Annotated in this window: 16 protein-coding genes, 2 tRNA genes and 3 rRNA genes; 15 read left to right on the top strand and 6 right to left on the bottom strand. The window is 44.4% G+C overall.

What is annotated here, in order from left to right:
- Nucleotides 1–49: 49 nt before the first annotated feature.
- Nucleotides 50–286, bottom strand: coding sequence for a UPF0158 family protein (locus ACEN9X_RS13390; protein ID WP_413671136.1), 237 nt, complete (start codon nucleotides 284–286; stop codon nucleotides 50–52).
- Complete coding sequence (locus tag ACEN9X_RS13395) at nucleotides 262–465, bottom strand: hypothetical protein (protein WP_413670842.1); 204 nt, start codon at nucleotides 463–465, stop codon at nucleotides 262–264. The genes ACEN9X_RS13390 and ACEN9X_RS13395 overlap by 25 nt, the downstream gene beginning before the upstream one ends.
- 471 nt (nucleotides 466–936) lie before the next feature.
- Here ACEN9X_RS13395 and ACEN9X_RS13400 point away from each other — a divergent pair, with 471 nt between their 5' ends.
- Entirely contained in the window at nucleotides 937–3,363 is a 2,427-nt protein-coding gene (locus ACEN9X_RS13400; protein WP_413670843.1) for a TonB-dependent receptor domain-containing protein, read from the top strand.
- A 106-nt stretch (nucleotides 3,364–3,469) separates the two neighbouring features.
- On the opposite strand, the gene ACEN9X_RS13405 is transcribed toward ACEN9X_RS13400, so the two are convergent.
- Nucleotides 3,470–4,624 carry an alkene reductase gene (locus tag ACEN9X_RS13405; RefSeq protein ID WP_413670844.1) on the bottom strand — a complete coding sequence of 385 codons (1,155 nt, stop codon included), beginning with the start codon at nucleotides 4,622–4,624 and terminating at the stop codon, nucleotides 3,470–3,472.
- A gap of 85 nt (nucleotides 4,625–4,709) precedes the next feature.
- Nucleotides 4,710–5,297 (bottom strand): Crp/Fnr family transcriptional regulator, encoded by a 588-nt coding sequence (locus ACEN9X_RS13410; RefSeq protein WP_413670845.1) that lies wholly within the window; start codon nucleotides 5,295–5,297, stop codon nucleotides 4,710–4,712.
- Between the two features lie 153 nt (nucleotides 5,298–5,450).
- Between ACEN9X_RS13410 and ACEN9X_RS13415 the strand changes: the two genes are divergently transcribed.
- The 7 genes from ACEN9X_RS13415 to ACEN9X_RS13445 all read left to right on the top strand — a co-directional run bounded on the left by ACEN9X_RS13415 (nucleotide 5,451) and on the right by ACEN9X_RS13445 (nucleotide 11,885).
- Nucleotides 5,451–6,410 (top strand): zinc-dependent alcohol dehydrogenase family protein, encoded by a 960-nt coding sequence (locus ACEN9X_RS13415; RefSeq protein WP_413670846.1) that lies wholly within the window; start codon nucleotides 5,451–5,453, stop codon nucleotides 6,408–6,410.
- An 87-nt stretch (nucleotides 6,411–6,497) separates the two neighbouring features.
- Entirely contained in the window at nucleotides 6,498–7,331 is an 834-nt protein-coding gene (locus ACEN9X_RS13420) for a universal stress protein (RefSeq protein WP_413670847.1), read from the top strand.
- 82 nt (nucleotides 7,332–7,413) lie between these two features.
- The gene (locus ACEN9X_RS13425; RefSeq protein WP_413670848.1) at nucleotides 7,414–7,983 is read left to right on the top strand and encodes an NADPH-dependent FMN reductase; all 570 of its coding nucleotides are present in this window, start codon (nucleotides 7,414–7,416) and stop codon (nucleotides 7,981–7,983) included.
- 135 nt (nucleotides 7,984–8,118) lie between these two features.
- Nucleotides 8,119–8,964, top strand: coding sequence for a class I SAM-dependent methyltransferase (locus ACEN9X_RS13430; RefSeq protein WP_413670849.1), 846 nt, complete (start codon nucleotides 8,119–8,121; stop codon nucleotides 8,962–8,964).
- Nucleotides 8,965–9,175: 211 nt separating this feature from the next.
- Nucleotides 9,176–10,663 (top strand): alpha-amylase, encoded by a 1,488-nt coding sequence (locus ACEN9X_RS13435; RefSeq protein ID WP_413670850.1) that lies wholly within the window; start codon nucleotides 9,176–9,178, stop codon nucleotides 10,661–10,663.
- A gap of 64 nt (nucleotides 10,664–10,727) precedes the next feature.
- Complete coding sequence (locus ACEN9X_RS13440) at nucleotides 10,728–11,027, top strand: GNAT family N-acetyltransferase (RefSeq protein WP_413670851.1); 300 nt, start codon at nucleotides 10,728–10,730, stop codon at nucleotides 11,025–11,027.
- 3 nt (nucleotides 11,028–11,030) lie between these two features.
- Nucleotides 11,031–11,885: an NAD-dependent epimerase/dehydratase family protein gene (locus tag ACEN9X_RS13445; RefSeq protein ID WP_413670852.1), complete on the top strand. Its 855-nt coding sequence runs from the start codon at nucleotides 11,031–11,033 to the stop codon at nucleotides 11,883–11,885.
- Nucleotides 11,886–11,964: 79 nt separating this feature from the next.
- Here the strand turns inward: ACEN9X_RS13445 and ACEN9X_RS13450 are convergent, their stop codons facing one another.
- Together ACEN9X_RS13450 and ACEN9X_RS13455 are read right to left on the bottom strand one after the other, a co-directional pair.
- Complete coding sequence (locus ACEN9X_RS13450) at nucleotides 11,965–12,732, bottom strand: SDR family NAD(P)-dependent oxidoreductase (RefSeq protein ID WP_413670853.1); 768 nt, start codon at nucleotides 12,730–12,732, stop codon at nucleotides 11,965–11,967.
- A gap of 180 nt (nucleotides 12,733–12,912) precedes the next feature.
- Nucleotides 12,913–14,628, bottom strand: a complete 1,716-nt coding sequence (locus tag ACEN9X_RS13455; protein WP_413670854.1) for an IlvD/Edd family dehydratase — start codon at nucleotides 14,626–14,628, stop codon at nucleotides 12,913–12,915.
- Nucleotides 14,629–14,754: 126 nt separating this feature from the next.
- Between ACEN9X_RS13455 and ACEN9X_RS13460 the strand changes: the two genes are divergently transcribed.
- From ACEN9X_RS13460 to ACEN9X_RS13490, 7 genes are all read left to right on the top strand, one after another.
- A complete protein-coding gene (locus ACEN9X_RS13460) occupies nucleotides 14,755–14,964 on the top strand; it encodes a hypothetical protein (protein WP_413670855.1) in 210 nt (69 codons plus the stop codon).
- Nucleotides 14,965–15,606: 642 nt separating this feature from the next.
- Nucleotides 15,607–17,127, top strand: a 16S ribosomal RNA gene (locus ACEN9X_RS13465).
- Between the two features lie 232 nt (nucleotides 17,128–17,359).
- Nucleotides 17,360–17,434, top strand: a tRNA-Ile gene (locus tag ACEN9X_RS13470).
- 95 nt (nucleotides 17,435–17,529) lie between these two features.
- Nucleotides 17,530–17,603: transfer RNA gene (locus ACEN9X_RS13475), tRNA-Ala, on the top strand.
- A gap of 287 nt (nucleotides 17,604–17,890) precedes the next feature.
- Nucleotides 17,891–20,768 (top strand): 23S ribosomal RNA (locus ACEN9X_RS13480).
- A 325-nt stretch (nucleotides 20,769–21,093) separates the two neighbouring features.
- Nucleotides 21,094–21,205: ribosomal RNA gene (rrf, locus tag ACEN9X_RS13485) — 5S ribosomal RNA — on the top strand.
- Together the 16S, 23S and 5S rRNA genes with 2 tRNA genes alongside form the textbook arrangement of a ribosomal RNA operon.
- 528 nt (nucleotides 21,206–21,733) lie before the next feature.
- On the top strand, nucleotides 21,734–24,064 hold the full coding sequence (locus ACEN9X_RS13490) for a TIM-barrel domain-containing protein (protein ID WP_413670856.1): 2,331 nt from the start codon (nucleotides 21,734–21,736) through the stop codon (nucleotides 24,062–24,064).
- The last annotated feature ends 346 nt before the right edge of the window (nucleotides 24,065–24,410 follow it).

The raw sequence follows: 24,410 nt of genomic DNA on the forward strand, positions 1-24,410 counted from the left end.
TACTCAGGTTGCTCGAACTGGTTAGATAACACCATTTTCTTATATGTTATTACTCATCATCGTCAAAATCTGATTCAAAGTCGTTATTTTCAAAGGCTATTGTTTGCTTTACGTAGGCAATATAACGGGCGTTTTTATAAGCGAACCATTTTTCTCGTAATTCGGGGTGATCATGCAGTAAATTATTGAAATTTCTGAATGGCCCTTTGTAAGAAAGTGCATCCGTAAACCGGGTATGGGTAAGTACGTCTTCAATTGTGCTTACAAAGTTTCCATTACTCTGAATGCTTCACGGCTGGCCATAGGCTCAAAGGCCAAATAATCATCCGGGTTGGCTTCTATTTTTTCTGTTACCTCGCTCCACATATCTTCCATCCCCGAATATTCTAAATTTTCGGGATAAGACTCAAGTTCGCCTGTGGTTTTGATAAAAACAAAGCATGCCTGTATCAAGCCAGCCTGCAATTTCTTTTATTATTTCGGGTTTTATTTCTATTGCCATATCTTGATCTTAATTTTTTCGGGTTGAAATTAATTAAGCTTTCTTTTGTAAAGATATAAGCGAAATATAACATATCGTGCTGTGCAAATAATTTATAACGAAGAAAAGTTTACACTAAAAAACTTTGAAAGGTGAATCAATCCAACCATACTTCAAAGAGGGAAAAGTGTTGGTGTTAATTATGCACGTCGCCGGGCGATGATTTGATAAGCTAAACACGTTGTGATTAAAGAAAAAATATTCCGTAATCATTTGTGATTTTCTATAGCACTCATCATCAACCTAAGTAAGCTAAATCTTCAAGCCTTATTTGTAATTAATCTAAATAAATATAACTTTGCGCCGAAATCCGGTGTGTGCTGGTCGCCAGAAAATTTTGTGGCCCGGATCAATTAATGCAGATCCTTTTAATCAATTTATTATTTAAGTAAAATATGGATTTTACAAATACCCCTATTTATGCGTTTGATAAACCTGTAACAATAAACGTTAAAAATAATTTCAACAAGTTTTTTACTTGCCTATTGGCATTATTGCTTTTAAATATTAACGTAAAAGCTCAAACTGGCACGGGCACTGCAAAAGGTTCTGTAAAAACTTCGGACGGTAATCCTGCCGAGTTTGTCAATATCATTTTAACCAATACCAGGTTTGGTGCTACTGCCGGGCAAACCGGACATTTTACCATTAAAAATATTCCGGCAGGTACATACACCGTGGTTGCAAGTTTTATTGGCCTGCAAACTCAAACCAAAGAAATTATAATCACTGCCGGTGAAACCACTACAGTGAATTTTGTTTTGACTGAAGGCGCGAAGGACTTGCAGGAGGTTTATGTGGAAAGTGCCAAACACAACAAATTTCTGAAAAAGGAAACTGAGGATGTTGCGCGTTTGCCCATCAAAAACCTCGAAAATCCCCAGGTTTACAGCGTAGTTACCAGCGAACTGATGAAAGAGCAGGTAGTAACCAGCTATGTAGACGGGTTTAAAAACATTCCTGGTACAGGCGTGCCGCTGGTGTATAACAATGGGCGTACAACCCTGCTGTCGCGTGGTTTTGTTACCGGTAATTTTATCCGTAATAGCGTTGCTGGCTATAACTTTAATAGTATCGATCCTGCCGATATTGAAAAAATAGAAGCGATCAAAGGCCCTACTGGCACACTGTTCAACAGCAGCCTTGCTTCATTTGGCGGCTTATTTAACCGCGTTACCAAACAGCCCAATGAAACGCCCCGCACCGAAATTGCTTACCAAACGGGCAGCTTCGATCTTAACCGCCTTACGGCCGATGTGAATATGCCTTTGAATAAGGATAAATCGGTACTGTTCCGGGTAAATGCAGCATTACATAATGAGCATAGTTTCCAGGATGCAGGTTTTAACCGTGGTTTTTTTATTGCGCCAAGCATTACTTACATTGTTAATGACCGTTTAACAGTTGACGTAGACGCCGAAATTGGTAACTCAAATGCGACATCGGCATACAGGCTTGCACCCGATACTAAAGGAAAAATCTACAATGTTAAAGATCTGGGTATTGATTACAAACGTTCATTTGGTAACAATAGTGTTGATTACCTGAGCCGGCAAATTGACCTTTATTCATTAATCAATTACAGGATTTCTGATAAATGGAAATCCCAAACCATGTTTAATAAAACCTTTTCAACTACCAAAGGCATGGTTACAGCATTCACCCTTGTTGACAGTACCAAACAAATAAAACGCCAGGTTACCCAGGAGGATTATCCGTATTATATCACCAACGTGCAGCAAAACTTCATAGGCGATTTTAAAATCGGGCAATTCCGTAACCGTATTGTTGCCGGCTTAGAATATTACAATCAGAAAAGTAATAATACCAACATTACAGTAAGCACTCCATCTATCAATTACCTCGATCCGGGAGCCGCTTATAATAGTTTTACGGCAGATAAAGTTTCGGCCCTCGTGGCCGCTGCTGCACCAAAGGCAGGTGATTATGTTCAAAATAACCAGAGCTCTTACGCGGCTTACGTGTCAGATGTGTTTAATATTACCGAACGCCTGAATGCCATGGCCAGCATCCGTGTTGATAGGTTTGTTAATAAAGGCGCTTATACTCCTGCCGATGGTAAAACTACCGGAAATTTCAGCCAAACGGCATGGTCGCCGAAATTTGGTTTGGTTTACCAGGTGGTTAAAAACCAGGTATCATTATTCGGAAACTATATGAACGGCTTTAATAATGTGAGTGCAACCAGCTTTGATAACACACCATTTAAACCTCAATATGCCAACCAATGGGAAGCGGGTATAAAGGTTGATGCCTGGGACCACAAAATCAGCTCGACTGTGAGCTATTACGATATTTCGGTAACCAACACCACCATGGATGATCCGGCCCATCCAGGCTTTTCAACCCAGGCCGGTACGCAGCTCAGCAAAGGCATCGAGGCCGAATTAATTGCGAATCCTTTTAATGGCTTTAATATTGTAGCAGGGTTTGCATATAACAACAGCAAAATTACCAACGCTGCCCCGGGTACGGGGCTGCAGGGTTTACGTCCGGCTAATTCAGGTCCGGCCCGATTGGCCAATGTATGGATGAGTTACCGCATTACCCATGGTAAAATCCAGGGTTTAGGTTTTGGAGTGGGCGGTAATTACGGAAGTGATTCATATCAAACCAATACAGCAACATTTAAATTCACCATTCCGTCATATACTACGGTTGATGCTACTGTGTTTTACGATCAGCCCAAATATCGTATAGGCTTTAAGCTGGATAACCTGACGAACGAAAAATACTGGTCCTTCCGTTTGGCCCCTCAAAATCCAACACGCGGAACCCTGAGCATGAGCATAAAGTTTTAAAAGTAACCACTAAAATACAAAAGGCTTACCCGGTAATAGGATAAGCCTTTTGTGTTTAATTTATAAAGATCCGCCATTAACGGCAAGTGTTATTAGGGATCTATAATTAATTGTTGCTATAGAAAGGATAATCGATATAGCCACGTGCATCTCCTCCGTAAAATGTATCCCTGTCATAAGCATTAAGCGGCAGGTTTTCTTTTATCCTTTTAACCAGATCTGGGTTGGAGATAAAATATCTGCCAAAGGCAACAAGATCTGCATCGCCTTTTTCAATAATATCTTCGGCATTATCGGGCTGAAAGCCACCGGCTGAGATAATGTTGCCTTTAAAAATGGCCCTCAGGTTTTTGGATGCTACCGGTTCAAGACCTTCGGCAACTTCATAACTGCCATTGATGCGTGGTTCAATAATATGCAGGTAAGCCAGCCCAAACTTGTTTAATTGTTCGGCAACATAGCTGAAAAGAGCGACTGGGTCACTATCATGCATAGAGCCAAATGTCCCGCTTGGTCCCACACGTACACCTACACGGTCGGCACCAAAAACAGAAACTATAGCTTCGGTTACTTCTAAAAGTAAGCGGGCCCTTTTTTCGATAGTACCGCCATATTCATCTGTTCGTTGGTTTGAGCCATCCTGTAAAAACTGGTCTATCAAATAACCGTTGGCACCGTGCAGTTCCACACCATCAAACCCGGCGGCAAGTGCACGCTCTGCACCTGAACGGAAATCGGCAACAATGGCCTTAATATCCGCTACGGTAGCTTCGCGGTTAAGCGTTACGGGCACCCAGCCTTTAGGCGTGTAAACCACATCGTCATGAGGGATTACAGATGGGCCAAGAGGTAAGCCGCCGTCGGGTTGCAAATCCACATGCGATTGACGGCCACCATGCCACAATTGTAAAAAGATCTTACCACCTTTATTATGCACGGCGTTAACAACTTTTTTCCAGCCTTCGGCCTGTGTATCATTGTATATGCCCGGTGCTCCGTAATAACCTTGTCCGTTGGTTGATACCAGGGTGGCTTCGGCGATAATCAAACCGCCTTCGGTTGCGCGCTGACTGTAATATTCGGCCATCAGATCGTTTGGGATACTGCCGGTAACTGTGCGCATGCGGGTAAGCGGAGCCATTACCACACGGTGGCTTAGTTCTGTAGCGCCGACTTTTATAGGGTTGAATAATTTATTTTGAGATAATGCAAGGCTTTTATCGCCTGTTAGGTCACTTATCCCGTTAACTGAATTTTCCATTTGCTTTGATTAAATTGATAATCAAAGGTCCGGTTAAGTGGCCTGTATAAAAATGAAGAAAACCAAGAAATTCAGTTGAAGTTTTTCAACTTTTTTTAACCCGCTTATTACGGATCTTGCTTAAAAGTTCATGCGAAATGCCTAAATATGAGGCTAATGCATATTGCGGAACACGGACTGCAACAAGCGGATATTTTTGCAGGAAATTTTCATAGCGCCCGGTGGCGTCGAGGCTGATATCGGCCAAAATACGTTTTTGAAGATAAGCGTATCCGTTTTGAGCAAGGATGCGGTAAAACTTTTCAAATTTTGGATAGGTATTAAGCAGCAGTTGTTCGTCATCGTATGAGATCTGGATAATTATACTTGCTTCCAGTGCTTCTACAAACAGTGTGGCTGGCTGCCTGAAAAAAAAGCTGTTAAAATCAGAGATCCACCAGTCATCAATGCCGAAAGCTACCGTGTGGTCCTGCCCGTCTGCATCAATAAGATAGGAGCGCAGGGCGCCTTTAACAACATAGGTACGATGATTGCAAACAAAATCGGGTTGAACGATAAATTGTTTCTTCCTTACCTTTTTGATCTTTAGGAGCGAAACGTAAAAAGCTTCTTCTTCCGGCGTGAGCTGGATATACCGCTTTACATAGTTCACTATCGCCGAAAAATCATCCATGATCGTCTTTAATTAAACCGAAGCACGATTGGTTTTCTAATCCCGTGCCTTCGTGTCTCAAATCTAACAACTTTGGGATAAACAAATAGTCACTTTAGCTATGGCTTATCAAATGCTATTAAAACTTTCATAGCCGAAATTTGTATTTCAACTATGAAAGCACTGGTTTTTGAGCAGGCAGGTAATGCCGCCGATGTGATACAACTGAAACACTTAGCTTATCCCAAACCGGCGCCCGGCCAATTGCTCATTAGGGTAAAGGCCTGCCCCATACATCCGGCCGACCTGCTTTTTATTGAGGGGAAATATCGCTATCAACCCGTGTTGCCGCAAATAGCAGGACTGGAAGGCGCTGGTTACGTTGAAGAGGCCGGGCATGACAGCATTATCCCCAAAGGCAGCCTGGTAGCTTTTAGTAAAATAGGGGCCTGGGCGCAATACGTGGTAGTTGATGAGCAGGACGTTGTATTATTACCCGACAATTTCCCGTTACAAAAAGCAGCACAATTACTACTTAACGCTTACACTGCATATGGCCTGATACAGGAAGCAAAAGTTAAAAGCAGCGACTGGCTACTGCTTACTGCCGGTCATTCAACAGTATCGCGTATTGTGATACAATTGGCTGCAGAAAGAGGCATTTGTGTAATTGCCACCGTGCGGCATGAGGAACAAAAAAAGGAGTTGCTCGCATTAAAGGCCGAACACGTAATTGTTCCCGAATCGGGAAAGCTTAAGCAAACTATTGATGAGCTTACCAAAGGTAAAGGTATAAAAGCGGCGCTTGATGCTGTTGGCGGGCCATTAGCTACCGAAATAATTTCATCACTGTCGCCAGGCGGGTGCCTTATTGCTTACGGTTTACTTGATCCCGAACCAACATCATATTTCAATGCCGAGGTTGTTTTTAAAAATCTGGTCATTAAGGGCTTTGGCGTGAGGGGATATGTGGCGGCACTCTCACATGAAGAACGAAGTCATATGATCAGCCATTTGGTACATTCCATTGGCCGGGCCGAATTTCAGCTTGCTGCTTCGGCAGTTTTCCCAACTGAACAGTTTAAGGATGCCTTTGCTTATAATAAAGGGGGTAAGGTTTTATTAGCGTTTTAGCGATAAAATAGTTGTATTAAAATAGTTAAACAAATCGTAAATTTAGCATTAAGCGCACGGGGCTCGTACGTACCTAAATTGTTTGTTATGAAAACTATATTAATACCTGTAGATTTTTCCGACACCAATGCCAATGCCATCAAATATGCAGCCGACATGGGTTGCGATATGCCGATAAAGAAAATCATACTCCTTAAAAGCTACTATACATCGGTATACGAGCAGATCCTTCCTTCGCCCGATTTTTTGCTGATAAGCGCTGATGATATTGAAAATGAGCGGCAAAAAATAGAAGTTCAGCTTAAGGAGCTCATGAAAAAGCTGAAAAACCGCTGTCACGAAACCATTGAAATTGAAACGGTAGTTAGTACTGAGCCTATTATTAGGGCTATACACGATGTAGTTGAAGATCAGCATCCTGATCTGATGATAGTTGGGGGCGATATGGGGCACGAGTTAAGCATGATTGGTGAACAGATCATAGAAATTGCAAAAAGCAGTCCGGTAAAAGTATTGGTGATCCCGCCTGATTGTAATTATCAAAAAATAGAGCAGGCACTGGTACCCTGCGATTTTGAAGCCGTAGCCCGGCTCGGCGTTTTAAAAGGCCTTAATACTTCGCACAGCTGGCTTAACCCAAAGCTGATGCTTCTTTATGTCGATCCGAAGAACAAGCATATTGGTCGGGAGGCCGAGTTTGAAGCTTCGGTAAAACAATTGGTTAACTGCTATGAGTGTAAGCTGCATTATTCGGATGATAAGAATATAGTACGTGGTATACTTAATTTTGCCACAGAACAGCGGGTGCAACTGATCATTGCCCTGCCAGGTAAGCATAGCTTTTTTTATAATTTAACCCATAGCAGCATCACGGAGGCTTTATCTTTAAATGCCAGGCACCCGGTATTGATACTTAAATAAAATTTGTAACGATTTTATCATCTTGCCTTTTATTTATTTGCAGTTGTAATGAATTGTTAATATTTACTGCAAACAGATAAGCATGTATAAACTCAAAGTAATAACATCAACCGTACGCCCGGGCCGTAAAGGGCCCGCAATTGCCAAATGGATAACTGAGGCAGCCAATAACCATGGTTTTGAGGCCGAAATGATTGACCTTGGTGAGCTTAACCTCCCGCTGATGAACGAGCCAGTTCATCCTGCCCTTAAACAATATGAACATGAGCACACCAAACAATGGAGCGCTAAAATTGAACAAGCCGATGCCTTTATTTTTGTAACTGCCGAATATGATTATAGCTATCCAGCCCCGCTTAAAAATGCCATTGAATATTTGGTACACGAATGGGCTTACAAGCCAAGTGGCATTGTAAGCTATTCTATTGGCCCCTTTGCCGGTGTAAGAGCGGTTATGAGTTTAAAAACCGATTTGCTCTCACTTAAAAATGTGGCCCTTGCCGAAATGGTGAATATCCCTCAGTTAAATCAATTTGTTGACGAGGATAATAACTTTACCGCAGACGAGAGACTTGATAAAAATGCCAAAATCATGCTCGATCAATTAGTGCGATGGACAAAGGGCATGAAAGCAATACGGGAAGATAAATAGCATTTGCAGTTACGAAATTAAATCCCCTCGCCAGAGCAGCTGAGGATTTTTGTTTTAATCATCAATAGGGCTTTGATGTAAACATGTTGATTTATTGTATTAAATTTATCATATCATACTGTATCATCATTGGCTATGGAAAAGCAATTGGAACAGATCCGCGATCAGCAAAAGCAATCGTGGAATAAGTTTTCGCCCGGATGGAAAAAGTGGGACGAATTCAATATGCGGTTTTTAAAACCCATGGGCGATGCTATTATTAACAACCTTAATATAAAAGACGGGGATCATGTGCTGGACATAGCTGCCGGTACCGGCGAACCGGGGTTAACCTTGGCCGCTTTAACACCTAATGGTACGGTAACAGGCACTGACATTGCCGAAGGTATGCTCGAAATAGCAAAGGCAAATGCCGCAGCCAGGGGAATAAAAAACTACAAGGCTCAAATTGCCGACGTAAGCGAACTGCCATTTGACGCCGAAACATTTGATGCTGTGAGTTGCCGCATGGGGTTCATGTTTTTTCCGGATATGCAATTGGCTGCAAATGAAATTTACAGGGTACTAAAGCCCGGCGGTAGCTTTGCTACTGCGGTATGGGCAGGCCCCGAAAAAAATAACTGGGTTACCACCATGATGAGTGTTATCCAGAAACACGTGATATTGCCCGCCCCGCCTCCCGGCGCTCCGGGAATGTTTCGCTGTGCAAAGCCGGATGTTATTGCCAATTTATTAAAGCACGCAGGCTTTAATCATATAACCCAAAGTGAGATAGCCGGAAAGGTAGACTATGGAAGTTTTGACCTTTACTGGCAAATAATGATGGAAGTTGGCGCCCCGATAGTAGCCGCCATGTCGCAAGCTGATGAGCCATCCAGGCAAAAAATAAAGGAAGAAGTTGCAGCATTGTTTCAATCACAGAATACAGGTGGAACAGCACTGCTAAATTATGGTGTTCTTATAATTAGCGCACAAAGATAATCTCAAAAAACTTGCCATAGCCTATTATAGCTTTATAATTGCCAGGCTGTTAATGTGATCGCTTGTACGGTCATCGCCTGATAGCGCTACAGGATCCATGCGGGGTAAATATTGGTCCACAATGATTTAATGCTGTCTTTAAGTCTTGCTAAAACCTTTCTGCGTATATTTAGTTAAGTATCAACTATAAATAGCTTACTTAATTAAACGCATGGAAAATTTTACAATGCTGCAGTTTTTTGAATGGTATTACCCCGCCGGAGGCAGATTGTGGAATCAGTTAAAAAATGATGCAGAAAATTTAAAGAAAAAAGGGATCGATTCGGTATGGCTTCCGCCGGCTTATAAAGCTGCAAGCGGAGGCTACTCGGCCGGGTACGATGTTTATGATATTTATGATCTTGGCGAATTTGATCAGAAAGGTACCGTCGCTACCAAATACGGCACTAAACAGGAGTATCTTGATGCCATAGCCGCTGCTCAAAAAGCCCAGTTAAAAGTTTATGTTGATGTTGTGCTTAATCATATGGGCGGAGCCGATGAAATTGAAAAGGTTAACGCCCGTAAGGTTGACCCGGCCAACCGCAACGAATTTATAAGCGATGTTTATGAAATAGGTGCTTATACCAAATTCACATTTCCCGGTCGCAAGGGGAAATACTCCAAATTTATATGGGATTGGCAATGCTTTTCGGGTATTGACTATGATGCTTATAAAAAGGAAACGGCCATATTCAGCATCCAGAACCAATATGGCGAGGGCTGGAAGGATGTGCTTGACGATGAAAATGGCAACTATGATTACCTTATGCTTTCGGACATTGACACCCGTAACCCGAGCGTAAGGGAGGAATTAAAAAACTGGGGCAAATGGTATTTCAAAACTGCCGGGTTTAACGGCTTCAGGCTTGATGCCATAAAACATATGGATCACGGTTTTTATAATGAATGGCTTGATTATATGCGCAGCGAGTTTAAGCACGAGTTTTTTACCGTTGGCGAGTACTGGGCTTTTGAGTTACCAAAGCTGTTAAAATATATTGAAGCCACCGAAGGTCGCATGTCGCTTTTTGATGCCCCGTTGCATGATAATATCCATCATGCTTCTAAACAGGGCAAAGATTATGACCTTACTACAATTTTTGATAATACATTGGTTAGCGTAAACCCCGAACGGGCAGTTACCCTGGTTGAAAACCATGATACCCAACCGCTGCAATCGTTGGAGCAGCCGGTAGAGCAATGGTTTAAACCAATTGCCTATGCGCTTATATTACTGCGCGACGCCGGTTATCCATGTGTTTTTTATGCCGATATGTACGGCGCAAAATATACCGACAAGGGCGGCGACGGTGAAGAATACGAAATTGAACTACCTGTGGTTGAGGAGCTGGAAACTATGCTTTATGTAAGAAAAAATATGGCTTATGGAACCCAGCGCGATTATTTTGATCACCCAAATTGTATAGGCTGGACGCGTGAAGGCGATACGGATCACGAAGATTCAGGTTGTGCCGTGGTAATTTCAAACAGCGAGGATGGTTTTAAGGAAATGGAAATCGGGGCCGGGCATGCAGGTAAAGTTTTTGTGGATTATTTGAACAAGCATGATGGGGAGGAAGTAGTGATCACTGCCGATGGCTGGGCTGAGTTTAAAGTTAAAGCGGGATCGTTATCGGTTTGGGGAATTAAGAAGTAAAATCTGTTAAACAGGGCGAACATTTTATACATTTACATTTGTTCATCACGTAACACATACAGCTATGAAATACGAAGAGATTCCCCTTGTAAATAATGAAGCCATCCACAATTTTGAATTGATTGTTGAAGGTCACCGCGCTTTTATCGACTACAAAAAAAGAGACGATAAAATTTACCTCATCCATACCGAAGTGCCGGTTGAGCTGGAAGGCAAAGGTGTTGCATCGGCCATTGTTGAAAAGACATTTAATTATATTGAAGAAAACAATCTGAAACTGGTACCGCTCTGTGTTTATGTGGCATCATACCTGAAACGCCACCCCGAGTGGACCCGGATATTGGCAATAGCGCCCGGACATTAATATATGCGTGTTTTAGTTACAGGCTCATCGGGCAGGTTAGGGGGAGTTACAGTTAAACATTTGCAGGCGCACGGTCATGGTGTTATCGGTATAGACATAATCCCCGCCGAAACAACCGATGTGCAGGTTGATATATTAAATAAAGATGCTGTTTTAGCAGTGTCTCAAAATATCGATGCAATTATTCATACTGCAGCCATCCATGGTAAGCATTATGAGTTGAATTATCCAAGGGAAGCATTCATCGATGTAAATATTTATGGCACGCTTAATTTGCTCAACGCCTGTGTAGCCAACGGCGTACAAAAAATGCTGTACACCAGCACCACATCTATTTACGGCTATGCGATGGTTGATGCTAACCAGGCAGTTTGGGTTGATGAAGAATTGATGATTAAGCCCCGCGATATTTATGACATTACCAAGCAAACTGCCGAGCAGCTTTGTAAAGATTTCTTTTATCGCGAAGGATTGCAAACATCAGTTTACAGGGTTGGTCGTTTCCTGCCCGAAACTGATAACCTCAAACTAAATCATCGCCTGTACCGCGGCCTTGATGAACGGGATGGTGTCGAAGGTCTGCGATTGGCTTTAGAGCAAACTTTTCCGGAGTTCGAGATCTTTAACATCACAAGCAGTTCGCCTTTTAAAAAGGGCGAGCTTGCGCAGCTAAAGCATGATCCAGCATCAGTTATAAAGAAACACTATCCGGGTGCTGAAGCTGTTTACCAATCCAAAGGTTGGGCTCTTCCGAAAAGCATCGATAGGGTTTATGTAAGCGACAAGGCTAAACGGTATTTCGGTTATGAGCCGAAGTTTACGTTTGATTATTTATTGAATGATCTTAGAGTCCATTAAGACTTACGAAGTTTTTAAAACTTCGTAAGTCTGGTTTTTAATCCAAAGGAAGAAGACCACTCACCCAATCAACCACTCACTAATAAGGCGAAGTACTCACCGCCGTCCATCCGCCATCAACTACCAGGTTTTGCCCGGTGATATGCCTAGCATCTGGCGATACTAAAAAGAGCACGGCATTTGCCACATCTTCAACGGTTGCGGCGCGACCCATGGGCGTAATGCGGGCCCAGGTTTTTTGATAGCCGGCATCTTCCATAGTACGCTCGGTTAAAGTAGCGCCGGGAGCAACGGTATTTACAGTAATTTGATGCTGTGAAAGTTCAACCACCAAACTTTTGGCCAGCATTTCGAGGGCAGCTTTGGTCATGCCATAAGCGGCAAGGTCCTGGTGGGCCTGGTGCCCCGTAACCGACGACATGAACAAGATGCTTCCCCCGCTTTTTTGTTTTACAATTTGCCTGGCGGCCCTTTGCGCTAAAAAGAAGCTGCCTTGCAGATTAACATTCATCACACTTTGCAGGGATTGGGCCGGATAATTCAAAAAATCGCCAAACAAAGTGATGCCCGCATTGGCAATGGCAATGGTAAGTTTGCCGTAACGTTGAACAGCTTCAGCAACCATTTGCTGTATGAAATCGATATCTGAAGCATCCCCGGCTATCGGATAACAATTACCTCCCAAACTATTAATAGTATCTGCCGCCCTGGTGGCCAGTTCTTCGCTCAAGTCATTTAGTAATACGGCTGCTCCGGCAAGGCTTAGCTGTTTAGCTATCTCAAAACCTATCCCTTGTCCGGCGCCGGTTATTATGGCTACTTGGCCGCTAAATTTATCAGTTATCATTTTTTAGGTTGATGGTTGGTTAATGGCCACTTGTCATTTCGACGAACGCGTGCGTGGGAGAGTGCCCGGCGTGAGGAGAAATCTTATACAAGCGATAAGCAAATGCATGGCGTATAAGATTTCTCCTCGCCCCACAGCGTCTTCCTCTCCTGCTCGTCGAAATGACATTTTTATAATTTACTAATGCGAATCCCTCAAAACGTCGCTTCCCGAGCTTCCCTTTAAAAAATCAAGATCGGCGCCAAGATGAGCCTGTTCCACATGATTTTGATATAAATAAGTGTATCCGCGTTTGCTGATATTGTTATTTAATACCAGTTTTGATTTTCTTTCGGCTATCTCGTCGTCGCTAACTTCAAGATGCAGCGTGCCGGCGGGTACATCAAGTTTGATAATATCGCCATCCTGTACCACAGCCAATGTTCCGCCGATTGCCGCTTCCGGCGATACATGCAGTACTACGGTGCCAAAACCCGTACCGCTCATTCGCCCGTCGGAGATGCGCACCATATCGGTAATGCCCTGGTCGGCCAGTTTTTTAGGGATGAGCATATTGCCAACCTCGGGCATGCCGGGATAGCCTCTGGGGCCTGCATTTTTCAATACCAAAACGCTGTATTTATCTACGTCCAGTTCCGGGTCATTGATCCGGTGGTTAAAATCCTCTATATTTTCAAATACAACCGCCCTGCCGGTATGTTGCATTAAACCGTTGCTTGCAGCAGACGGTTTGATCACCGCTCCGTTTTGGCAAAGGTTGCCTTTAAGTACAGTTATGCCTGCTGTTGGGTTAAAAGGATTATCAACCGGAGCTATGAGCTCGCGGTTAAAACATTCGCTGTTTTCATAGTTGTGTGAGATAGGATGCCCGCTTACGGTTATTGCACTGCTGTTAAGCTGTTCATGGAGCTCTTTCATCAGGGCTGGCAAACCTCCGGCATAATAAAAATCCTCCATAAAATATTTGCCTGATGGCTGCAGATTGGCCAGCAAAGGTATTTTACGGGCGGAGGTATTGAAATCATCCATATTCAGATCAATCCCGATGCGACCTGCTATCGCCAGCAGGTGAATAATAAAATTGGTAGATCCGCCAATCGCAGCATTAACAGTGATGGCATTTTCAAAAGCCTGCCGGGTAAGAATGTCCGAAGGCTTGAGGTCTTCCCGTACCATGTCAACAATGCGGCTGCCGGATAAATGCGCTAATACTTTGCGACGCGAGTCGGCCGCAGGGATGGCAGCGTTCTCTGCCAGTGAAAGTCCCAGCGATTCAACCATGCAGGCCATGGTTGATGCCGTACCCATTACTGCGCAATGCCCCTGGCTTCGGGCCATACAGGCCTCGGCAGTATAAAGGTCTTCATCGTTCATTTGCCCGGTTTGATGATCGGCAAAAAAACGCCATATGTCTGATGTTCCAATATCCCTTCCCCGGTATTTGCCGGTTAGCATGGCCCCGCCCGAAACAACAATAGTTGGGATATTAACACTACACGCGCCCATCACCAGGGCCGGCGTGGTTTTATCGCAGCCGCAAAGCAACACTACGCCATCCAGCGGGTTGGCGCGAATACTCTCCTCAACATCCATACTCACCAGGTTTCTGTAAAGCATGGCAGTAGGTTTAACCAAAGTTTCGCCTAATGACATTACCGGAAATTCTACCGGATAACCTCCCGCCTCATAAATGCCGTTTTTTACAGACTGCGCCAATTCCCGGAAATGAGCATTACAGGGCGTAAGCTCTGACCATGTATTGCAGATCCCAATTACGGGTTTACCTTGTAGCTGATGTGCCGGGATGCCCTGGTTTTTCATCCACGCGCGGTATATAAAGCCGTCTTTGCCCTTTTTACCAAACCATTGCTGGCTTCGTAGCGGTTTATCCTCCATATATTAGATGTGTTGTGTTTATTCTGGTTATTTAACAAATATAGATTTCTGTAAATCGTTTTAGGTATCGTAAACGAAAAGTTGGAGTTCTTTTTACTTAATTTAGATAGGCAAAGCATATCCGTGATGAAGAAGGTATTGGTACCATCCATATTGCTTTTATCGCTGAAGGGAGGGTTTTCGGGTTTACGGCTTATAAATAACAATAAAATACTGCCATTTGATAAGGTTATGGGCGTTCCTTGCGGCCGGGCTATCCGCTCATACTGCACGGGCATTAGGCGCGGGCCGGTATCCGCTACTATCCCTAACGCTGGCATTTGCGGCTTGCTTTAAACTTTTTCTTATTGAGGAATAGTGAGTTATAGGGAAAGGGTTAAAAATGGGTAAAAATAATTTGGATAAAAAGGAAAAGTGTCTACCTTTGCAGCCCGCAAACGAGGGAGCGGGGATAGTTCTTTAAAGGTTGAGAGTGAGTTAGAGAAGAGGAGAAAAAAGATAAAAATCTTTTTGTGGAATTGGGAAATAATTCACACCTTTGCAGCCCGCAAACGGGGAGAAAGAGAGAGGGAAGCGGGTCTGAAACTTAGAATAAAAAAAATAAAAAAAAAGTTTTGGAAATAAAGAAAAGGTTTCTACCTTTGCAGCCCCAAGCGGGACAGAAGTTTAAAAGCTTCTAAAGAAAAGAGGATGAGGGTTTTAGGTTCTCGGAATCAAAGCGGAAAGAGAGCGATTCTCGCCGGATAGAAAATGACAAATCAGATCAGGTAATCCTGATAGATTATATAGCAGAACCGTGAAGGGGAGGCGAAAAAGTTCTTTTAAGAAATGGAAATCATGTAGCGTAACGGGAGATCGGAAGGGGCTGAGGCAACGGAAGATTGAAGAGTTACAAACAAAATGAGAGACTGTATAAAGATATAATAATACAGATTCTATTAATTAATAATAGGGTCAGAGATTAAAACAAAACATTTTACAATGGAGAGTTTGATCCTGGCTCAGGATGAACGCTAGCGGCAGGCCTAATACATGCAAGTCGGACGGGATCGGGGAGCTTGCTCCCTGTGAGAGTGGCGCACGGGTGCGTAACACGTATGTAACCTACCTTAGTCAGGGGGATAGCCTCTCGAAAGAGAGATTAAGACCGCATAACATTATGATGTGGCATCGCATTATAATCAAATATTTATAGGACTAAGATGGGCATGCGGAACATTAGCTAGTTGGTAAGGTAACGGCTTACCAAGGCTACGATGTTTAGGGGATCTGAGAGGATGACCCCCCACACTGGTACTGAGACACGGACCAGACTCCTACGGGAGGCAGCAGTAAGGAATATTGGTCAATGGACGGAAGTCTGAACCAGCCATGCCGCGTGCAGGAAGACGGCCCTATGGGTTGTAAACTGCTTTTGCAGGGGAATAAACCTCGATACGTGTATCGAGTTGAATGTACCTTGAGAATAAGGATCGGCTAACTCCGTGCCAGCAGCCGCGGTAATACGGAGGATCCAAGCGTTATCCGGATTTATTGGGTTTAAAGGGTGCGTAGGCGGCCTGTTAAGTCAGGGGTGAAAGACGGTAGCTCAACTATCGCAGTGCCCTTGATACTGATGGGCTTGAATGTACTTGAGGTAGGCGGAATGTGACAAGTAGCGGTGAAATGCATAGATATGTCACAGAACACCAATTGCGAAGGCAGCTTACTAAAGTATGATTGACGCTGAGGCACGAAAGCGTGGGGATCAAACAGGATTAGATACCCTGGTAGTCCACGCCCTAAACGATGAACACTCGATGTTGGCGATATACGGTCAGCGTCTAAGCGAAAGCGTTAAGTGTTCCACCTGGGGAGTACGCCCGCAAGGGTGAAACTCAAAGGAATTGACGGGGGCCCGCACAAGCGGAGGAGCATGTGGTTTAATTCGATGATACGCGAGGAACCTTACCCGGGCTTGAAAGTTAGTGAATAGAGCAGAGACGCTCTAGTTCTTCGGAACACGAAACTAGGTGCTGCATGGCTGTCGTCAGCTCGTGCCGTGAGGTGTTGGGTTAAGTCCCGCAACGAGCGCAACCCCTATGTTTAGTTGCCAGCATTTAAGGTGGGGACTCTAAACAGACTGCCTATGCAAATAGAGAGGAAGGAGGGGACGACGTCAAGTCATCATGGCCCTTACGTCCGGGGCTACACACGTGCTACAATGGATGATACAGAGGGCAGCTACCTGGCAACAGGATGCCAATCTCATAAAGTCATTCACAGTTCGGATCGGGGTCTGCAACTCGACCCCGTGAAGTTGGATTCGCTAGTAATCGCGTATCAGCAATGACGCGGTGAATACGTTCCCGGGCCTTGTACACACCGCCCGTCAAGCCATGGAAGCTGGAAGTGCCTGAAGTGCGTAACCGCAAGGAGCGTCCTAGGGTAAAGTCGGTAACTGGGGCTAAGTCGTAACAAGGTAGCCGTACCGGAAGGTGTGGCTGGAATACCTCCTTTCTGGAGCAGTTTCTCAGAGTGATTCGGAACTGTTACCTACATGATATTTCTTAAAGTAGTAGATATGAGATGTGAGATAAGAGACATGAGATATCGCTATAAAATAAACGTAAAAAAGAAAACCCAGAAGATGAAGCCATCGTGTTGTGTGAACAACTGAGGCAGGATTGTAAGAGATTACGATTTACGATAAAAATCTAAAATCGTAAATCCGAAATCCGAAATAAAGAATAGTCCTGTAGCTCAGCTTGGTTAGAGCACTACACTGATAATGTAGGGGTCAGCAGTTCAAATCTGCTCGGGACTACAAAAAAGGCAATAAGTGAATTAATGAGTTAGTGAGTTAGTGAATTAAAAGAAATCGCTAATTCAAAAAAACACCAAATCACTAATTAATCTTAGGGGGGATTAGCTCAGCTGGCTAGAGCACCTGCCTTGCACGCAGGGGGTCAACGGTTCGAATCCGTTATTCTCCACGATGCAGATTAGCAAATGTGAAGATATGCAGATATGCAAATGAGAAATCATCTGCACATCTGAAATCAAACATCTGTACATCCGCAAAACGTTCTTTGACATATTGGAAGAAGTAATTGAAAACAAGAGAAAACAACAGATAGAGACGTTTTTTCAGTTCAATGGTTCATTAGTAAATTAGTTCATTGGTAGCAATACTGCTTGGACAAATGAACGAGTGAACAAGTGAACGAATCAACTAATCTAAAATAAAGACATACCTTGCGGCGCAAAAGGCGCAAGAGTAGAAGAAAGTAAGAAAGGGTACACGGGGGATGCCTTGGCTCTCAGAGGCGAAGAAGGACGTGATAAGCTGCGATAAGCACCGGGGATTTGCAAATAAGACTTGATCCGGTGATTTCCGAATGGGGAAACCTAATTATCTGAAGGATAATTGCATAAATGCGCTAACCTGCCGAACTGAAACATCTAAGTAAGCAGAGGAAGAGAAAACAATAGTGATTTCCAGAGTAGTGGCGAGCGAAATGGAAGAAGCCCAAACCTGTTATGTTACGGCATAACAGGGGTTGTAGGACCACAACATGAATATTAAAGAGAACCGGAACGGGGTGGGAAACCCGGCCAAAGAGCATGAGAGCTGCGTACGGGTAATTGATAGTAGGATAGTGGTATCCTGAGTACCGCGAGGTCGGAGACGCCTTGTGGGAATTTGCCGGCACCATCCGGTAAGGCTAAATACTCCTGAGAGACCGATAGTGAACCAGTACCGTGAGGGAAAGGTGAAAAGAACCCCGAACAGGGGAGTGAAATAGAACCTGAAACCGTGTACTTACAAGCGGTCGGAGCCAGTAATGGTGACGGCGTGCCTTTTGCATAATGAGCCTACGAGTTACTCTTCCCTGGCAAGGTTAAGTGTTTAAGACACGGATCCGAAGCGAAAGCGAGTCTGAAAAGGGCGTATAGTCAGGGGAGGTAGACGCGAAACCTTGTGATCTACCCATGGGCAGGTTGAAGGTGCCGTAACAGGTACTGGAGGACCGAACCGATAAACGTTGAAAAGTTTCCGGATGACTTGTGGGTAGGGGTGAAAGGCTAATCAAACTGGGAAATAGCTCGTACTCCCCGAAATGTTTTTAGGAACAGCCTGGCGGTTGAGTTATAAAGAGGTAGAGCTACTAATTGGGTGCGGGGGAGTCAAATCCTACCAAATCCAGATAAACTCCGAATGCTTTATAATATACGCTGGAGTGAGGCTATGGGTGCTAAGGTCCATGGCCGAGAGGGAAAGAACCCAGACCATCAGCTAAGGTCCCTAAATTATTGCTAAGTTGAACTAACGAGGTCCGATTGCACAGACAGCTAGGATGTTGGCTTGGAAGCAGCCATTCATTTAAAGAGTGCGTAACAGCTCACTAGTCGAGCGATCGGGCATGGATAATAAACGGGCATCAAGCAGTATACCGAAGCTATGGATTCATATTTAATATGACTGGTAGGGGAGCATTCTACAATCGGCGAAGCAGGAAGGTAACTGACTGTGGAGAGTGTAGAAAAGCAAATGTAGGCATAAGTAACGATAAGGCGGGAGAGAAACCCGCCCACCGAAAGACTAAGGTTTCCTGATCAACGCTAATCGGATCAGGGTTAGTCGGGGCCTAAGGTGAAGCCGACAGGCGTAGCCGATGGACAACTGGTTAATATTCCAGTACTTTTTATTACTGCGATGCGGTGACGGAGTAGTGACACTGACGCGAACTGACGGAATAGTTCGTTAAAGGCTGTAGGTATATGGTTTGTAGTTAAGTACGCAGATCATGCTGAAAGCTGATAGTACACAGAACCTTCGGGGGATGTGATAGTTCAGGTAATCAGACTTCCAAGAAAACCCGCTAAGCTTCAGGTAATAAAAACCCGTACCGTAAACCGACACAGGTAGTCGAGGAGAGAATCCTAAGGTGCTCGAGTGAATCATGGCTAAGGAACTCGGCAAAATGGCCCTGTAACTTCGGGAGAAGGGGCGCTGGCAGCAATGTCAGCCGCAGTGAAAAGGCCCAGGCGACTGTTTAACAAAAACACATGGCTATGCAAAATCGAAAGATGACGTATATGGCCTGACACCTGCCCGGTGCTGGAAGGTTAAGAGGGGATGTTAGTCGCAAGGCGAAGCATTGAATCGAAGCCCCAGTAAACGGCGGCCGTAACTATAACGGTCCTAAGGTAGCGAAATTCCTTGTCGGGTAAGTTCCGACCTGCACGAATGGTGTAACGATCTGGGCGCTGTCTCAGCCATGAGCTCGGTGAAATTGTGGTATCGGTGAAGACGCCGGTTACCCGCAACGGGACGGAAAGACCCCATGCACCTTCACTATAGCTTAACATTGATATCGGATACAGGATGTGTAGGATAGGTGGGAGACTGTGATGCTGCTTCGCCAGGAGTAGTTTAGTCAACGTTGAAATACCACCCTTTCTGTATTTGGTGTCTAACTCTACAAAGTGGAGAACATTGTTTGGCGGGTAGTTTGACTGGGGTGGTCGCCTCCAAAAAGGTAACGGAGGCTTTCAAAGGTAAGCTCAGTACGCTTGGTAACCGTACGCGGAGTGCAATAGCATAAGCTTGCTTGACAGTGAGACAGACAAGTCGAGCTGGGTCGAAAGACGGATATAGTGATCCGGTGGTTCTGCATGGAAGGGCCATCGCTCAAAGGATAAAAGGTACGCTGGGGATAACAGGCTGATCTCCCCCAAGAGCTCATATCGACGGGGAGGTTTGGCACCTCGATGTCGGCTCGTCACATCCTGGGGCTGGAGAAGGTCCCAAGGGTTGAGCTGTTCGCTCATTAAAGTGGCACGCGAGCTGGGTTCAGAACGTCGCGAGACAGTTCGGTCCCTATCTGTTGTGGGCGCAGGAAGTTTGAGTGGGGCTGACCTTAGTACGAGAGGACCGGGTTGGACTAACCTCTGGTGAATCTGTTATGCCGCCAGGTGTACTGCAGAGTAGCTACGTTGGGAATAGATAAGCGCTGAAAGCATCTAAGTGCGAAACTAGCCACAAGATGAGACTTCCATAGAGGGTCGTAGGAGACTACTACGTTGATAGGTTACAGGTATAAAGGTGGTGACATCATAGCCGAGTAATACTAATTGCCCGAAGCTTTCTTCGTGAAGAAACGTTCACTGGTTCATTTGTTCATTAGTTGATTGGTAGCAATACTGATAAGACGAGGGATAGATGAGCCGGTGAGAAACAAAACAAACAGATAAAGAACAAAAGCTGTTGTTTTCTCTTAAATTCAATCACTTCTTTCAATAATATGTCATTGTTTGCTGGTTCATTAGTTCATTGGTGTCATTGGTTCATTAGTAGCCAGATAACGAAAGAAGAGAGGACAATAACAAACAAATAAAATATCGGTACAAAGGTAAAATTCTACAGTATGCTCAGACCAATGAACTACTGAACGAATGAACCAATGAACCAAAAGAAATTCAGGTGCCTATATCGGCGGTGTCTACCTCTTCCCATTCCGAACAGAGAAGTCAAGCCCGCCAGAGCCGATGGTACTGCGGTAAAACGTGGGAGAGTAGGTCGGTGCCACCCTTTATCACCTTCAATGGTGCAACATTGCAAAAGCCTTAGCTAATACCTAAGGCTTTTTGCGTTTACAGTACTTTGCTATCTCAACAACTCCAACATCAATAACAACCATCCTCCCTAATCAACCACTCACTACTCACTATTCTCCACTAACCCGCACAGCGCAGAAGATGATCCTTCGTCCCTCAGGATGACAATCGGGGTAAATCGAGCAAAGCTTTGTAGCAGTAGAAGCGCATAGCCCTTCCTGCGGCTGACGGGAACGCCAAGTAATGCCTTCCAACTTTATAATGTACCGTTACGGCGTCCTGTAGCGTTAAACCGGATTCGATTTCTACCATAAATTGAGCAAAAAAGATTATTCCAATTAAAAAAAGTACACTATATTCACAGTGTCTAAATAGGTGTCAATCTCACACTCAACATAAACCAACTTGTGTACTCATGATGTTTAAACAATTATCTCATAAAGGCGCAAAAATTACGCAATCGATTGTGTTAATTATTTTGCTTCTAACTGGCGTCTCAACCATGCCTGCTTTTGCATTAATTAAATCTTTCAAAAAAGCAGCAGATGGCGTTACCTTCACGCTCGACAAGGGGTTGATGAAGGTGCTTATCCGTAAGGATGATATCATCGAAGTAAAATATACCATCTTCGATGCTTTTGAAAGTAAACCCTCGCTGGTTGTTAACAATAAATGGCTGCAACATTCGGTTTACCAGGTTTCGGATAGTAAAACCGACGTGCTTATTACTACGGCGAAACTGAAAATAAGGATCAATAAGGCCACTAACGCTATCATCTATACAGATCTGAAAGGTAACGTGATCGCCGGAGAAGATAGCGATAATAAATCTATGACTCCGGCTACCGTTGCCGGTATCAGCACTTATAATATTACCACGCAATTCACGTCACCAACCGATGAGGCCTTATTTGGTTTGGGCTGTCATCCACTGGATTCGATGTCTATCAATTACAAAGGCCGTAACCAGGACCTGGCTATTAAATATCTTACCGGCGCTATCCCGGTGATGCTATCAACAAAAGGCTATGGTTTGATGTGGGACAACTACTCGGCAAGTAATTTTTACGGAGCCGAAGCGGACAATACCAAATTTAAATATGTATCTGAAAGTGGCAAGCAGGTTGATTATTTCTTTTTCTACGGGCCCGGCTTTGATCATATCATCGACTTATATCGTACTGCCACCGGTAAAGCGCCGATGTTTGGTAAATGGGCTTACGGCTTGTTTCAATCACAAGACAGGTACTTGAGCGAGGATGAGATCCTTACTGTAAAAGATAATTATCGCAATAACCACATTCCAGTGGACGTGATTGTGCAGGATTGGTATTACTGGGACCCGTTGCCAATAGGTTCGCATGTAATGAAGCCTGAGCGCTATCCGCATCCACAAAAGTTGGTTGATGCTTTGCATCAGGCGAACATCCATGCCATGATCTCTATCTGGCCGGTGTTTGGTAAAGGCACACCTAACTATGACGCACTGGACAAAATGGGCGGCTTAACCGATATCACCTGGGACAACGTAGTTACCCATACCTTTGATACTTATTACGACGCTCACAACCCTAAAGCGCGCGAGCTATACTGGGACCAGGCCCGCGACAGCCTGATTAAGCGCTACGGCTGGGATGCCTGGTGGATTGATCAGTGCGAGCCCGATAATGGTGCATTGCTGGACGCCCGCCGTCAAAGTAATTTCAGCATAGGCAAGGGCATAGATTATTTTAATACCTATTCATTACAGCATACCAAAGGCGTGTACGAGGGCTGGCGCAGGGATATTCAGGGTAAGCGCGCCTTCTTTCTGGTAAGACAGTCGTTTGCGGGTGAGCAGCGCAATGCATCAACACTGTGGTCGAGCGATATTGAGTGTACTTTTCATGATTTTAAAGACCAGGTACCACAGGGCATCAATGCCTGTACCTCTGGCATCCCTTACTGGACGTCGGACATCGGTGGATATCACTACCACTGGAAACCTGCCGATTGGTCGCAGCCGGATAAGCGCGAATTGTTTACCCGTTGGTTCCAGTTCGGTACATTTTGCCCTATATTCAGGATACATGGTAAAGGCGAACGCGCCATCTTCAGCAAAAACTGGGATGAAAATACGAGGTCGATCCTGCTTAATTTCGATAAACTCCGTTACCGTTTGATGCCTTACATTTATTCATTAGCGGGGCGAGTAACTAATGATAACTACACCATTATGCGTTCGCTGGCTTTTGATTACCGTGGCGACGCCAAAGTTTATGGTATTCCTGATCAGTATATGTTTGGGCCGGCCTTTATGGTTAACCCGGTAACCGAGCAATTGTACACCTCAAGTGATGCCGACAAAAAAGCTAAAGCCCGCCAGGTTTATCTGCCTGCAGCCAGCAAATGGTATAACTTCTGGACAGGCGAACTGCTCGATGGCGGCCAAACAATCAGCGCTGCCGCGCCCATCGAAATATTGCCGCTTTATGTAAAAGCAGGTTCAATTATACCTATGGGACCGGATGTTGAATACGCAACCGAAAAACCAAATGCTAATATCGAACTACGTATTTATCCCGGTGCCGACGCATCATTTAAGTTTTATGAGGATGAAAACGATAACTATAATTACGAAAAAGGACAATCAGCTACGTTTACGCTAAACTGGAATGATAAAACACGCAAGCTTACTATTTCAGATACCAAAGGACATTTCCCCGGACAATTAAAGAGCCGCACTTTTAATGTGGTATTGGTTAAAGGAGCGCATGGTTCGGATGTGGCTTTAACGGCTAAGGCTGATAAGGTGGTTAAGTATAGTGGGAAAGCGGTGACCGTAGTATTATAGAAAAGTTATTGAATTATATAAGTCTATTGACTTTTTCCCACATATCATTGAGTAACCATCAGGGAAATCTTAGAAAAATCGTGATGACGTGCAAAATATGTTTTGGAGATATTGTGCGGGGGCCGCGTTAGGGATTGCAGTGAAAAGACCACAGCGTGTGCCGGGTTTGTGTGCGGGTAAAGCGAGGACTTGTAACGGAAAGCCCGGGCCGCAGGTAACGCTCAAGCTGTAAAATCTATCTAGTAATCAATAGTTTACGACTGTGTCATTATAAGGCCCGGCAGGATGAACCTGCCGGGCCTTATGCTTTTTCCTTGCGCTCGTTGAAAACCTACCGTGTAACCCA

Source organism: Mucilaginibacter sp. Mucisp86, from assembly GCF_047324315.1.
Classification (GTDB): Bacteria; Bacteroidota; Bacteroidia; order Sphingobacteriales; family Sphingobacteriaceae; genus Mucilaginibacter.